We start from the raw sequence: 13,733 nt of genomic DNA, 5'->3' as shown, positions 1-13,733 counted from the left end.
CCGCCCTGCCCACCCTCCTCACCACCCCCCACCCCGTCCCCCGCCACACCGGCATGACCCGCCCCCTCACCACCCCACCGGCCGAGATCGCGGCGACGGTGGGGGCGAGGGGAGCGGCGCACTGGTACGGGGACTCGTTTTGAAGGGGCGGCGTCACCCCCCGGCCGGATCGGGGGCCTCCCCGGCCCGGTACTCGGCGGGCGGGTCGAAACGGTGCTCCAGCCGGTCCGCCGACTCGGGGAAGTCCTGACCGCGCAGGTGCTCGGCGAACTGCTTGGCGAGCATCGCGCGGCGGGGGTCCTGATCCGGGATGCCCAGGAGGTCGAACAGCCGCGCGACGTGCTCCGTGACAGAGACTTCGCCGGCACCGTCTTCCCCTCGGTCCTCGCCCGGCGGCTGCGCGAGCAGCGCGCGCAGCCGCTCCGGGACCTCGGTGTCATTGGCCGCCGAGGTGAGCTGGGCGAGGAGGCCGAGGTCCTGCACGGTCTTGTCGATCCGCCCGTCGTTCCTGGCCAACCACCACACCACCGCGCTCCCCGTGTCCTTCAGCACGTCGTCACCGAGGTACGCGCGACGGCTCTGCTCGTGGGTGCGCTCGTGTTCCCACACCGCCTTCCGCTTGCGCAGCTCGGCCAGCCGCTCAAGCCGCTCCTGGTCGTGCGGGCGCAGGGTCAGCCTGATGTCCTCGGCCATCGCCCGTACGTGGCCCGAGCGGTCCGGGCGCATCGTGCTCAGCGCCCCGCTCACCTCGTGCCGTACGAAGGAGACCCGTCCCGGCTCGCGGCGTTCCGTGATCGCGCGGGCCCGCTCAAGGACGGTCTCGACCGCGAGGCCGCCCGGATTGCCGATCACGTCACTGCTCCCCGGCGGCGCGAGCGGCCACCAGTGAACCGTCCCCGAGAGCAGGAAGTCGTAGTCGGGCCACGCGCTCGGGAGTGCCACCTCGTTGATCCGCCGCTCCGTGCGCTCGACCGGGCTCGCCGTCTGCTGCTCCTCGAACGCGGCCCGCACCGCGCCGCGACGCCGCGCGGCGATCGCGAAGAGCGCGGGAGGCACGGCGAGCACGAGCACGCCGAGCACCGGCCACACCCAGCCCGGCCACGCCCGGGACACCGCCACGAGGGCGAGCAGAAGTCCGCCGATGACGGTCAGGAAGACCGTGGCGGTCTTGCTTCCACTGGTCATGCGTAGACGCTCCCCTCGGTGGCGACCGCGCGCTGGGCATCCGTGATGAGGGTGAGCAGTGTCGCGGAGGTGTCGGCGGCGCGGGCGGGGTCCTCGGGGTCGGTCCGCTCGGCGTCCCGTGCGCAGGCGTAGAGGGCGGCGAAGACGGGCCCGCGTCCGCGCGGGAGCGAGGCGGCGGCACCGACGAGGACCCGGAGCAGGATGTCTCGGAGCGGTGAGCCCGCCGCGCGGTGGAGCCAGCGCTCGGCGTAGGGCTGCCAGGTGCGCGGGGGCACACGGCTGAAGACGGCGGTCCAGCAGCCCTGTGCCTGACGCGCGACGTCCGCGGTCATGGCCTCGGCGGGACACGTGGAGAGAAAGACGCCGGCGTCGGCGGGGTGCTGGTCCCGCTGGAGCCGGTCCAGCAGTGGTGGCAGCACGCGCGGATCGGCGTGTACGAGTTCGCGCAGCGCCGAGGCGCCGTGCCCGCCGGCCTCCTCGTTGCGCGAGAGGTGGTGCAGACGGATGAGGGCTTGGTGCGGGTGTGTGACGGCGAGGACGTTGCCGCAGACCTGGGCGAGGACGAGGGCTTCGCCGGGGGAGGGGCGGGTCTGGGTGCAACGGTTGTACAGCCACCGGCGTACGTCGGAGGCGAACGCGGGGCGGCCGAGACCCCGGACGAGCAGGTGGGCCGCCCCCGCGAGCACGGGGGTGTCGCCCGCGTCCTCGCACCAGGACAGGACGAGGCGGAGCAGGGCGTCCGGCCGTTCCGTCCGCAGGTACTCGTCGGCCAAGTGTCCGGCGGTCGCGGAACCCAGCCGCATGGTGCGCGCACACCACCACGACAGCGGCTCCCGGACGTCCGGCATCGTGTCCCAGAAGTGCGCGCGTACTTCCGCGTCCTGCCCGGGCACGAGAAAGCGGACGTGGCCGTCCGCGCCGATGCGGGCCTCGATCTGTTCCAGACGCTCGGCGAGGTCCCTGCGCTGGAGCAACGGTGCCTCGTCGGCGGGGCCGCCGAGCGCGTGCAGCAACAAGGCCGCCTGTGCGTGAACAGTGTCCGCGTGCGCGCCGTGGAGGAAGCCGAGGGTGAGCAGCAGCGCCCGCGCCCCGGCGTCGTCCAGCTTCGCCACCTGCGCGGCGACCTCCGCTCCCCGGCCCCTGAAGGAGCGCAGAGCGCTCTCGGCCCATCGGGCGTACGAGCCCGTCGTGTCCGCCTCGTAAGCGCGCCGGACGAGATCCGCGAAGAGAGCGATCTGCGCCGTCGAGCGGGAGCCCTCGGCTCCGAGGAACTCGTCGACTGCCGGCACCGTGGGCGGCGGGAGCGGCAGGGGGACCTTCGCCACGCGGACGTGGCGGTACAGCACGGGCCGCTCCGGCGGGCGTTCGAGCCGTACCTGAAACCGCCCCAGCTCCGGTGGCAGCGATTCCCCGTGCGGCATGACCACCACGAGGCGTGCGGCCTTCGTGTGCGCCGACCTGCGCAGCGTGCCCAGCTCGGCGTGCATCCTCGCCCAACGGTGCCGGTCCGCCGCCGAGAGGTCGAGCAGGACCAAGTCCCCCTCGCTCAGCAGAGCGGGGTCCCGCAGGCTCGGTTCGTCCTGCTCGCCGGGCAGCAACTCGCGGAAGGAGCCGTACTCGGCGAGCAGCACCCGGGCAGCTGCCTGACGGCCGCTGCCCGGGGCACCGTCCAGGAACACGGTACGGCTCTCCTCCAGGCGCTCGCGCGCTTCGCCCATCCCTCCGGGAGCAACGAACACCTGCGTGAGGTGCACGAGTTGGTCGTCGGCGGTCTGCCGGAAGTCCCACGAAGCGCGCTCCTGGTACAGGATGTTGTACATATCGCCGGGACCGTTGTGCACCGGGCCGTGCACTCGCCCGATCCGCGTGCTCCCGCCGTTCAACGCCCCTCCTCCGTAGTGCGCCGCCGCTCGCCGTAGTAGTGCCGCGTCTCACCGCGCTGGTCGCCCTCGACGTACGTGGCCCCGTCGCCGTGGAAGTGCCGGTCCCCGTGATGGAAACGCGGGTTGTGGAGCAGGTCGCCGCTGCCGGTGTGCACCTGCCCGTTCACCTCGCCCATCTGCGTGCCGAGGTTGAGCCCGCCGCTGACGTCCCGCGCCTGCACCGCGTTCCCGCCCACGTCGCCCGTCTTGTTCGCGACCGCGCCAGGCTCGGCGGCGGGACTGTCCGGCTCCACTTCCAGGCCGGGCACCAGGGCCGCCACCGCGTCCCCGATCCGCCGGACGCCGCCTTCCACGTCGTGCGTGTCGAACACGGCGGACTGGAGATCCGCGAGAGGCGCCAGTCCCTCCGGAAGATCGGCGGCCGAGATGCGGGGCATGTGGCGACCGAGCAGGACGGGGATGACGGGCGTACCCCAATTCAGGGCGGTCTCGATCTCCTTCCGTACCCAGTCCTCCTGGCTCTCCGGCCGCATACCGAGAGCCGTCCAGCGAGACCCGATCACAGCGATCAGTACCGAGCACTGCCGCAAGGCCCTTTCCAGTTCCTTTTTGTAGTCCTCGCCGAGGCCGATGGAGTGCGAGGCGTAGAACACGTGCCTGTCCCCGAAGCGCTCGACCAGCTTGTCCCGGAGGTGGGCGGCGGCCGATTCCCCGTCACCCGTGCGGTAGTTGATGAAGATTTCGGGCATGACGAACCTCTGTCTCTCGAAGGGATGCGCGGATTCTTCCGCAGGAACGAGTGCTCAGGACGGGCGGAGCACCGTCAAAGGGCCAAGGCGCGGAGCCAGTTCCCGGACCCCCGGATGGTTGCGATGCCGGGCGAGCGCCCGGGCGAGGCGGCGCAGGTCGACGCGTACCGTCGCGGAGTGGAGCACGGACACGTGGTCGAGCAGCCGCGCCGTCAGCGCGCACGCCTCGTCGATCTCTCCCTCGAAGGCACGGGCGAGCGCCTGCCGCACTCCGTACCGCACATGCGTGCGCACCGCGCCCGGAGCGATACGGGCCAGGTGACCGCCCAGTTCATCGGCCCCCTCGCCGTGCCTGCCGAGGTCGACGAGACACCAGCCCGTCACCATGCCCGCCGGGTCAGGCAGATGCGTGGTGCCGAGCACCGGCTGCCCGGAGTCCTCGCCGCGGGCGAGGAATGCCCGCGCCCGGTCCAGGGCTCGTAGACAGGCGTCACCGTCACCTGCCAGCGCATGGCCCTGCGCTTCGCGCTGGGCCGCGAGTCCGCGAATCCGGGGCGGCAGCGTCGAGTGCTGGGCGCGGCGTGCGAGGGCGACCGTGGCGGCGGCGTCCTCCCGGTAGAGCGTCACCAGGGCGCGGCGGACGAGCGCGTATCCGGCGAGCGCGCGGTCGCCGCCCGCGGCGGCGAGATCGACGGCTTCGCGGGTCCACCACAGGGCGGCCCGCTCGTCCCCGTCCTCCTGGAAGAGCCAGCCGATGTACTCGGCGTACCGCGAGCCGAGGGTGAGCAATCGTTCCCGCGCACCGGTACGGGAGAGCGCGGCCACCCCGCGCAGCGTGTGCGTCTGCGCCACGAGCGCCGGGAGCAGCACGCCCGGCGGCATGCTCTGCCCGAGGTGCCTGTACTGCGTGAACAGCGTGCGCGAGGCGGTCAGCAACTCCTCGGCCGTTCCCGGAGGCAGGGCCTCCGCCGTCGGCGCGCGCCACGCCATGAGCGAAGCTGCGCCAGCCGCGACCGCCTGCCTGCGTCCAACGGCCCGAAAGCCGCCGCCCTCGTCCGTGAGCCGCATTTCCCACTCCTTCTCATCCCCCTCCCGCCGGTCCGGCTCCTGCGACGTACCGCTCGCGCCCGGCACGAGGGCGAGCAGTTCTCCTTTCGCCCGCAACGCCGTGTCGCACAGCCTGACGAGATCGCGGCTCGGCGCCTTGAGACCTCGCTCGACCTTGCTGAGTTGCGCTGTGCTGTAGTGCACCGCCGAAGCGAGCGCCCGAAGGCTCAGACCTGCTGTGAGCCGCCGTCTGCGCAGCTCCGTGCCGAAGGGGACGGACGGGTGTGACACGGGACCTCCTCACCCGGCCGCCCGGTGCCGCGCGTGACCTCGAAAAGCGTGCGGCACGCGGCGCCGGGGCGACAAGGCGATAGCTGGTGTTTCCCGTTTCCTGTTCCGCGCGCCGCGCGGAAACGCGGCAAGGGGACAACTTGGCCGACAAACGCCGGGAAGAATGGGGTGCGGTCCGTGGTCACACCGGCCCCTGAGCTACCCCCACCACCCCCAGCACCTCCGCCACCAGCCCCTCCGCCTCGTCCAGGGCCGCGTGCAGGGTCTGCGGGGTCGTGCCGAGGTGGGCGAGGAGGGACTGGGCGCGGGGGGTGAAGCCGGGTGGGGTGGTGGGGAGGGTCGCTGCCGCGTGCAGGGCGCCCTTCTCGTTGAGGACGTACGTGCCCGCGTGGGCGTGGAGGGCGTGGGCGAGGAGGCCCAGGGCGCGGAAGAGGCAGCCCGCCACGTAGGCCGTGTCCGCGCTCCTCGCTCCCTTGCGGGCGGCGGCCAGGACGAAGGGGGCCTCCCAGCGGGCGTTCTCCACCACCGCCGCGCGCAGCGCGGGCGGGTAGGCGCGGGTCGCCGTGCGCAGCGCCGTCAGTTCGCCCGTGGGGTCGGCGAGCACCTGGCAGAGGGCGACCTCGCCCACGTAGGCGGGGGAGTGGAAGCCCAGGGGGTGCCCCGGCTGGAAACCGGTCTCGAAACGGCCCTCGCGGCAGCCCTCCCACACCGCTTCGACGCGGTCCAGGTCGCGGTAGATCCAGTCGACACTGTCCTCGCCCACCGTCAGCCACGCCCCGCCGTTCACCCAGGGCCCCCAGCCGCCCGGTTCGCTCACCTCGACGCCTTCCCCGGCGAGCGCGCGCAGCGCGGCGGTGTCGAGCCGGCCGCGGTAGTAGAGGCCGAGGTCGTAGTCGGAGTCGGGGCGGTGGAGGCCCCGGGCCCGGCTCCCGCCGAGGGCGACGGCGACGATGCCGTCCACCTCGGTGAGTCGCTGGGCCATCGCCTGGAGTTCTTCGTTTCGCATGGGGCGAGTGTGGGGTGCGCCCGGGGGCGAGGGCGAGCACGTTTACGGCGGACGCCACCGGGCGGCGGGACCGCGGTCCCACCGCCCGGCGCACTGCGGGTACGTCAACTCAGCGTGCAGTTCTGCCCGTTCACCGTCACCGCGGTCGGGGCCGCGTACGTGCCCGTGCCCTGGTAGCCGAAGGAGACGCTGCCCCCGGCCGGGATGTCGGTGTTGTAGTCCACGTGCGTGGCGGTCGCCGTCGTGCCCGAGACGGCGACCGTCGCGCTCCACGCGTTCGTCACGGTCGCCCCGGACGGGACGGTGAAGGTCGCCTTCCAGGCGGTGAGCGGCTTGTCACCGGTGTTCTTCAGCGTGACGTCCGCCTGGAAGCCGCCGCTCCAGGTGTTCGCCTTCCAGGTGGCCGCGCAGGCGCCCGTACCGCCCCCGCCGCCGCTCGCCGCCGTCGTGCCCGTGACGGCGGCCGACGCGGCGGAGACGTTGCCCGCCGCGTCCTTGGCGCGGACCGTGTAGGCGTACGCGGTGGACGCCTTGAGCCCCGAGTCGGTGTACGAAGCGGCGCTCGTCGTCGTCACCTTCGTGCCGTCGCGGTAGACGTCGTAGCCGGTGACGGCCGTGTCGTCGGTGGAGGCGGACCAGCTCAGCGAGACCGAGGAGGACGTCGTGCCGGTGACCTTGAGACCGGTGGGGACGCTCGGCGCCTGCGTGTCCCCGCCGCCGCCACCCGGATTCCCGACCGGCGGGTAGGCGTTGGCGAGGAGCTGGCGGAACTGGGCGGAGAACCAGTGCCCGGCCACGGGGGAGTCGGCGAGCGCGCCCGACATGCTGTTCCCGTTGCGGCCGTTGCCGGTGTACGTGGGGTCGCACATCCGGTCGAAGCCCTTGCCCTCGTCGTTGTCGATCGCCTTGCTCGACCCGTCCGACTCGCCCGGGGGCTTCGCCCACACGTACGCGTCGATCCCGGCGGCGGGCGAGGCGGCGGGACGTTCACCGAGCCCGGCTCCCGACTGGTTGCACCAGTTGCCCGCGTGGATGCGGCGGTCGGTGCGCGAGCCGTCCACGAAGCCGTCGATCGTCGTGGCGGTCGAGGGCGCGGTGGGCCGCGCGGAGCCGCCCCAGCCGTTGCGCGAGGTGTCGATCAGCATGCCGATGCCGGAGTCGAAGCCCTGCGCGACGAGCGCGGTGCGCAGGCCCTGCGCGAAGGTCTGCTCATCGGCGTACTGGTTCCAGTCGAGCCACTTCGACTGCCGCACCGTCTGCCCGTTCACGGTGTCGGTGATCTTGAGGTACGGCTCCGTCGTGGCCGAGTAGTTCGCGGTGTTGACGATGAACCCGGCGACGTCGTTCACGGTCGCGCCGCTCGTCGTGGCGGCCTTCTTGAACTCCTGCGCGGCCGGTACGAGGTTGCTGTCCCAGCCGAGCCAGCCGTGGTGGGCGGCGTCCACGTAGTTGTAGACGTTGGGGATCGCGCCGAGGGTGTGCAGCGCGTACCCGACGCCCTTCTCGTAGTTGCCGTTCTCCTTCATCGTGGCGCACTCGGGCGTCGAGCCCGCCGTGCCGCCCGCGTTGGTGACGATGTTCGGGAGCGAGTCCGGCTCGATGAGGGTGACGATCCGCAGGCTCGCGTAGGCAGGGTCGGCCAGGATGTCGGCGATCGGGTCGATGTACTCGCTCTCGTAGCGGCCGATCTCGGTGGGGCCGAGTTCGCCGTTCGAGGCGAGCGCCGCGCAGTCGCGGCCCGGGAGGTCGTACACGACGAGCTGGACGAGGTTCGCGCCCTGGTCGAGCGCGGTGTCGAGGTGTGCGCGCAGGCCGCGCTTCTCGGCGTCGCCCTTGATCGCGGCGATCTGGTCGAGCCACACGAAGGTCGGCTCGTCGGCCACCGCGTCCCCACCGGGCTCGGCGGCGGCGAGTGCCGACCAGTCCGGGTTCACGTAGGTGGTCGCACCTGCGTAGGGGTTGTCGACACGGGCGGCGGGCGCCGCCGCCGCGGGCTGGACGGCGACGAGCGCGGTCCCCGCGGCGAGCGCGAGAGCGGCGAGTGCCCCGAGGGCACGCGGGCGGCGTCTGGGGGTGGGGGGACGGGCGGGTCCTCGTACGTTCAACGGGTGCTCCTCGGTGTGGGAGGCCGGTACGGACATGCGGGTGCCGAGCGCCCGCGCATGCCGCCCTCAGGGGCGGTCACGATGCGGGAGCGCTCCCACCGTCGGGGCTTGCGGCGTGCATGTCAATACGGTCGGCAGGAAGTCGCGGACGTTGGCTCGTTGTGGAGAGAGAGGGAGCGGGAATCGGCCTCGGTCGGGCGGGGTCTCCGTGTCTGCCGCCGCCCGGAGCGGGCACCCGGTCGGCAGAACGGGGTGCCCGCTCAGCAGGGCGCGGGCCACGGTGAAGGGGCACGGTCATGGATGAGAACTCGCTCAAGGCGGTCGGCTGGGCGCGCTCGCTGCCGCTGGACACGGAGGTGCGGGCGGCGCGGGAGTGGACGCGCGCCCACCTGGACACGCTGGGGTGGACCCGTACTGCCCCTTCGACCGCCGACGACGTGCTGCTGACCGTCTCCGAACTCGTCACCAACGCGCATGTGCACGCGCACAGCACGGCGCATCTCCTGCTCACGTGGGACAACGAGTGCCTGCACGTGACCGTTCACGACTCCGCGCCCGGCCTCCCGAAGCCGCGCGAGGTGGGGCCGGAGGCGACCGGCGGCAGGGGCATGTTCCTCGTCGGCCTGCTGGCCGACACCTGGGACATCCACCCCTGCCGCCACGGCAAGGACGTCACCGCCTGTTTCCGGCCGCCGGACAAGGTCAAGCGGCAGGAGGCGGTTGCTCAGCCGAAGTAGTTCTCGAAGGTCTTGGAGAACTCGCCCCCGTTGAAGCGGTCCCAGTTGATCGACCAGGTCATGAGCCCGCGCAGGGCCGGCCAGGTTCCGTGTGTCTGGTAACCGCCGCACGAGGTCTTCTTCGTCAGGCAGTCGAGCGTCTTGGTGACCTCGCCCGGCGCCGTCCATCCGTTGCCCGCCTGGGTCGAGGCGGGCATGCCGATCGCGACCTGGTCGGGACGCAGGGCGGGGAAGACGCGGCTCGCGTCGCCCGCGACGGGGAAGCCCGTCAGGAGCATGTCCGTCATCGCGATGTGGAAGTCCGCGCCGCCCATCGAGTGGTACTGGTTGTCGAGCCCCATGATCGAGCCCGAGTTGTAGTCCTGCACGTGCAGGAGGGTCAGGTCGTCGCGCAGGGCGTGGATGACCGGCAGGTACGCCCCGGCGCGCGGGTCCTGGCCGCCCCAGGGGCCCGAGCCGTAGTACTGGTACCCGAGCTGGACGAAGAAGGTCTCGGGCGCCATCGTCAGGACGAAGCCGGAACCGTATTTCGCCTTCAGGGCCTTGACCGCCGAGATGAGGTTGACGATCGCGGGCGTCGTCGGGTTGCGGAAGTCGGTGTCACCCGTGTTGAGCGAGAGCGAGTGGCCCTCGAAGTCGATGTCGAGGCCGTCGAGCCCGTATTCGTCGATGATCTTCGAGACGGAGGAGACGAACGTGTCGCGCGCGGCGGTCGTCGTGAGCTGGACCTGCCCGTTCTGCCCGCCGATCGAGATGAGCACCTTCTTGCCCGCCGCCTGCTTCGCCTTGATCGCCGCCTTGAACTCGGCTGCGGTCTCGACGCCCGGGCACTCGCTCGCGGGGCACAGGCTGAAGCGGATGTCGCCGGAGGTAACGGAGGTGGGCTCGCCGAAGGCGAGGTCGATGACGTCCCAGGAGTCGGGCACGTCGGCCATCCGCGTGTAGCCGGAGCCGTTCGCGAAGCTCGCGTGGAGGTAGCCGACGAGGGCGTGGGCGGGCAACTGCCCACTCGTACCGCCGCCGTTGTCGCCTCCCGCCGCCGTCGTGACCTTCAGCGCCGCCGACTTGGCCGACTCGCCGGAGGCGTTCGCCGCGCTCACCTGGAAGCTGTACGCGGTCGCGGGCGAGAGCCCCGAGACCGTCGCCGATGTCCCCGTGACGGTCGCCGCCTTGGTCCCGCCCTGGTAGACGCGGTACTCGCTCGCCCCCGGCACGGCGTTCCAGGTGAGAGTCGCCGAGGTCGCGGTGGGCGTGGCCGCGCGCAGGCCGCCGGGGGTCGCGGGCACGGCGACCGGGTCGCCGCCGGGCCCGACGAGGGAGAGGTCGTCGGCGTAGTAGGCGGGCGTCCCGTACCAGCCGTGCGTGTAGATCTCGACGGACGTGGTGGAGGGGCCGGTACGGAAGGACGTGCTCAGCTTCTGCCAGTCGCCCGCCGAGGCCGTCCACGTGGACACGTCCGTCGTGCCGGTCCCCGCGGCACCGAGGTACACGTACCCGCCCCGCACCCAGCCGCTGAGGGTGTAGGCGGAGTCGGGCTTGACCCGGACGGTCTGCGCGCACCGCGCGTTGTCGCTTCCGGCGGGTACGGCCCTGAGCGCCGAACTCCCGCCGTGCGCAGGGGCGGTGACGGCGGAGCCGCTGCCGGCCGAACAGTTCCAGCCGCTCGTGCCGGACTCGAAGCCGCCGTTGGTGAGGAGTTCGGTGTCGGCCGCCGAGGCCGTGGGGGAGAGGGCGAGCAGACCGCCGAGGGCGAGGGCGGCGGCGAGGGACGCGGCGAGGGATCTGCCGGGGGAGCGGGGTCTTCTACGGTGCACGACTGCCTCCGGAGCGGGGCGTGCCCCGGCACGGGCGTGCCGGGGCCATGGACGCGAAGGGGTGGAACGGACCGTCGTGGTGCGGGAAGTGCTGCCCCAAGATGGTCCAGACCAATGCCCCTGTCAAGGCCGCCCGCGCGCGCTCGCGTCCGGGAAACCGCCGCCGGGAGTCCGCCGAGCCCCCGGGCACCGCTTCCGGGGCCCTGTCCGGGCCACCCGGCTCGCGGCCTCGGAGGAGGTGAAGTCCCCGACGATCAGGGCACGTTCCACTTCTGCGCCCAGTTGCCCGAGCACCAGGCGATCTGGAGCGGCGTACCGGCCGCCGTGCTCGCGTTCGCCACATCCAGGCACTTGTCGGCGGCGACGTTGACGATGTCGTTGCCCGGGGAGTAGCGCCACTGTGTGACGTTCGTCGTGTCGCACCCGGCCATGACCGCGTACGTGCCGTCGTTGGTCGAGCGGCCCGCGAGCGAGAGGCAGCGGCCGTTCTTGCGCAGGGTGCCGTCCTTGGCGAACTGCCACTGCTGGTCCGCGCCCCCGTCGCACGGGTACAACTTCAGTGAGCTGCCCGCGAGTTGCACGCAGTGGTTCTGGAAGTCGCCGTACCGCCCGACGATCGCGCCGAGCGGCCGGGAGAAGTCCTGCGCGGGCGCCTGCGCCTTCTTCGGCGCGCTGCCGCCGGAGCCGCCGGACTTCGAGGAACCCGAGGAGCCGGAGGAGCCGGACGTCTTCTCGCTCTTCGTGTCGCTCTTCGCCGCGCCTCCGCCGCCCCCGTCGCTCCCCCCGCCTCCCGAACCGCCCGTACCGCTCTTCTCCCCCGCCGCCGGGGCCGCGGGCGCGCCCGCCGGGGCCGCTCCCGCCGCGCCGCCTCCTCCCGAGCCCCCCGCCCGGCTCTCCTCGTGCGGCTTCCCGGCCTCCTTCGACGGCGAGGACGAGGGGGACGGGGAGGACGAAGCGGGCGCGCCGGAGGCCGAGGCCACCGGGTCGGCCACGACGCGCGCCGAGGTGTCGTTCGCCGCGAGCGCGGGGCTCTCCTTGCCGTCGTCGTCCAGCACGGTGCCGCGCGCGGCCACCGCGGAGAGCGTGACGGTCGCGGAGACGGCGGCGGCCCAGCCCAGGGTCACCCAGACCCTGCGGCCGGGCACGAGCCCGTGCGGGGCGCGGGCCGGGCGGCGGCGGAAGGCGTCCGCGAAGGTCTGCTCGGCCGGCTCCGCCGGCTCCGGCGTGCGGTGCGAAGGGCGCATGGTGGGTAACTCCCGGGGGGTCGGTCGGAGCAGGTCGTGCTCGGGTCGGTCAAGAGCCGATCGGGCTCGGGTCGGTCAGAGCAGGTCGTGCTCGTCGAGCTGCATGAGCTGGGCGGAGTCGGGGGAGGTCAGTTCGGCGACGCGCATCGCCTGCCGTTCGGTCATCGCCTGGAAGAGCTGACGGGCCGTGCGGCCGTTGCCGAAGCCCGCGTCGCGCGGGATCGTCCCGACGTGCGCGGTGAGCGCCCGGCGCGCCGCGTCCGTCAGCTCGTACCGGTGCCGCTGCGCGTGGTGCTCGACGATGCTGACCAGTTCCTCCGAGCTGTAGTCGGCGAAGAGCAGCGTCCGGCTGAACCGCGAGGAGAGCCCGGGGTTGGAGGAGACGAAGCGGTCCATGTCCCCGGGATAGCCGGCCGCGATGACGACGACCTCGTCCCGGTGGTCCTCCATGAGCTTGACGAGCGTCGCGATCGCCTCCGTGCCGAAGTCGTTGCCCGCGCCCGCCGGGGCGAGCGCGTACGCCTCGTCGATGAAGAGCACCCCGCCGCGCGCCCGGAGGAACGCCTCCGTGGTCTTCGGGCCCGTGTGACCGACGTACTCGCCGACGAGCGCGCTGCGGTCCACCTCCACGAGGTGACCGCGCGACAGCAGCCCGAGGCCGTGCAGCAGCCTGCCGTAGAGCCGGGCCACGGTCGTCTTGCCGGTGCCGGGGTTGCCCGCGAAGACGAGGTGCCTGCTCAGCGGGGGAGCGGGCAGCCCCGCCTCCTCGCGCATCCGCACCGTCTGCATGAGCTTCACCATGCCGTTGACGTCGCGCTTGACGCCGTCGAGGCCGACCAGTTCGTCCAGCTCGGCGAGCAGGTCCTCCAGGCTCTCGGGCTCCGGCGCCGGTTCGCCCTGGTCCCACAGCGCGCCCTCCCCCTCCGGGGCGGCCCGGTCCGGCGCCTGCGGGTCGCTCCCGGCCCCCGCGACGTACGCGGGCGCGGCGGGCGGCCGGGTACGGTCCGACAGGCTCGGCAGCGACGCCGTCCGGACCCGTACCGCCGCGCAGTCCTCGAACTCCGGCTCCGCGCCGTCCGCGAGCCCGACGTCCTGCGCGCTGTCGAAGACCCGGCAGCCGAGGAACCGCACCCGCGCCCCCTTGCCGACGTGCAGGGCGGGGAACGTCGTGCCCGACACGTCGCAGTGGGCGAACGTGCCGCCGACCTGCTCGCCGACGAGGACGCCGTTCTTGCCGCAGTCCTCGAAGCGCGCGCCGCGCACCTCGGCCGTCGCCTCCCGCTCCAGGACGAGACCGCTGCCCGCGGCCCCCGCGACCGTGCCGCCCGTCATGGTCAGCCGCCCGCCCGCGTCCACGGTCACGCCCGCGCCCCCCGCGCCGCTCACCCGCACATCGGTGAGCGCCACCGCCGTTCCCGCGCCGATCTCGACGCCGCTGCGCCCCTGCCCGGTGAAGACGCATGCGCGCACCAGCGACTCCTCCGCGGCGGCCGAGCGCAGCCGCAGCCCCGTCTCGGCGCCCACCGCGCGCAGCCCCGTGAGGACGAGACGCGCCCCCTCGTCGCCGTGCACGGCGCACAACCGCGCCCCCGCCACCGAGGAGTCGTCCACTTCCGCGCCCGCCGCCCCCGAGACCCGCAGACCGTGCTCGCCCGCCCCCCGCACCCGCAGC

General features: G+C 73.1%; 10 protein-coding genes. 1 reads left to right on the top strand and 9 read right to left on the bottom strand.

The features are described 5' to 3' along the window. Positions 1-153: 153 nt before the first annotated feature. The 6 genes from G3I42_RS37680 to G3I42_RS18275 form a co-directional block, all read right to left on the bottom strand. A complete protein-coding gene (locus tag G3I42_RS37680) occupies positions 154-1,185 on the bottom strand; it encodes a hypothetical protein (RefSeq protein ID WP_239096538.1) in 1,032 nt (343 codons plus the stop codon). Next, on the bottom strand, positions 1,182-3,005 hold the full coding sequence (locus G3I42_RS18295) for a hypothetical protein (RefSeq protein ID WP_164287301.1): 1,824 nt from the start codon (positions 3,003-3,005) through the stop codon (positions 1,182-1,184). Before G3I42_RS18295 ends, G3I42_RS37680 begins: the two co-directional genes overlap by 4 nt. Before the next feature lie 59 nt (positions 3,006-3,064). After that, complete coding sequence (locus tag G3I42_RS18290; protein ID WP_164287299.1) at positions 3,065-3,817, bottom strand: toll/interleukin-1 receptor domain-containing protein; 753 nt, start codon at positions 3,815-3,817, stop codon at positions 3,065-3,067. Between the two features lie 54 nt (positions 3,818-3,871). Next, positions 3,872-5,155 (bottom strand): helix-turn-helix transcriptional regulator, encoded by a 1,284-nt coding sequence (locus G3I42_RS18285; RefSeq protein ID WP_164287296.1) that lies wholly within the window; start codon positions 5,153-5,155, stop codon positions 3,872-3,874. A gap of 181 nt (positions 5,156-5,336) precedes the next feature. Then, entirely contained in the window at positions 5,337-6,161 is an 825-nt protein-coding gene (locus G3I42_RS18280; RefSeq protein WP_239096537.1) for a nucleotidyltransferase domain-containing protein, read from the bottom strand. Positions 6,162-6,265: 104 nt separating this feature from the next. Continuing rightward, entirely contained in the window at positions 6,266-8,266 is a 2,001-nt protein-coding gene (locus G3I42_RS18275) for a glycoside hydrolase family 6 protein (protein WP_164287294.1), read from the bottom strand. Between the two features lie 296 nt (positions 8,267-8,562). On the opposite strand from G3I42_RS18275, the gene G3I42_RS18270 reads away from it, so the two are divergent. Continuing rightward, positions 8,563-9,003 carry an ATP-binding protein gene (locus G3I42_RS18270; protein ID WP_164287292.1) on the top strand — a complete coding sequence of 147 codons (441 nt, stop codon included), beginning with the start codon at positions 8,563-8,565 and terminating at the stop codon, positions 9,001-9,003. Here the strand turns inward: G3I42_RS18270 and G3I42_RS18265 are convergent. The 3 genes from G3I42_RS18265 to G3I42_RS18255 form a co-directional block, all read right to left on the bottom strand. Continuing rightward, entirely contained in the window at positions 8,991-10,817 is a 1,827-nt protein-coding gene (locus tag G3I42_RS18265) for a glycoside hydrolase family 18 protein (RefSeq protein ID WP_164287290.1), read from the bottom strand. The genes G3I42_RS18270 and G3I42_RS18265 overlap by 13 nt on opposite strands. Positions 10,818-11,071: 254 nt before the next feature. Continuing rightward, the gene (locus tag G3I42_RS18260; protein ID WP_164287289.1) at positions 11,072-12,061 is read right to left on the bottom strand and encodes an RICIN domain-containing protein; all 990 of its coding nucleotides are present in this window, start codon (positions 12,059-12,061) and stop codon (positions 11,072-11,074) included. 75 nt (positions 12,062-12,136) lie between these two features. Continuing rightward, the coding region (locus G3I42_RS18255; RefSeq protein ID WP_164287287.1) for an AAA family ATPase at positions 12,137-13,733 on the bottom strand (1,597 nt) is incomplete at its 5' end.

The organism is Streptomyces sp. SID11385 (genome assembly GCF_010548245.1).
Classification (GTDB): domain Bacteria; phylum Actinomycetota; class Actinomycetes; order Streptomycetales; family Streptomycetaceae; genus Streptomyces.
The sequence above is the reverse complement of the archived record's forward strand: the minus strand, read 5'-3'. Positions and strand labels throughout refer to the sequence as shown.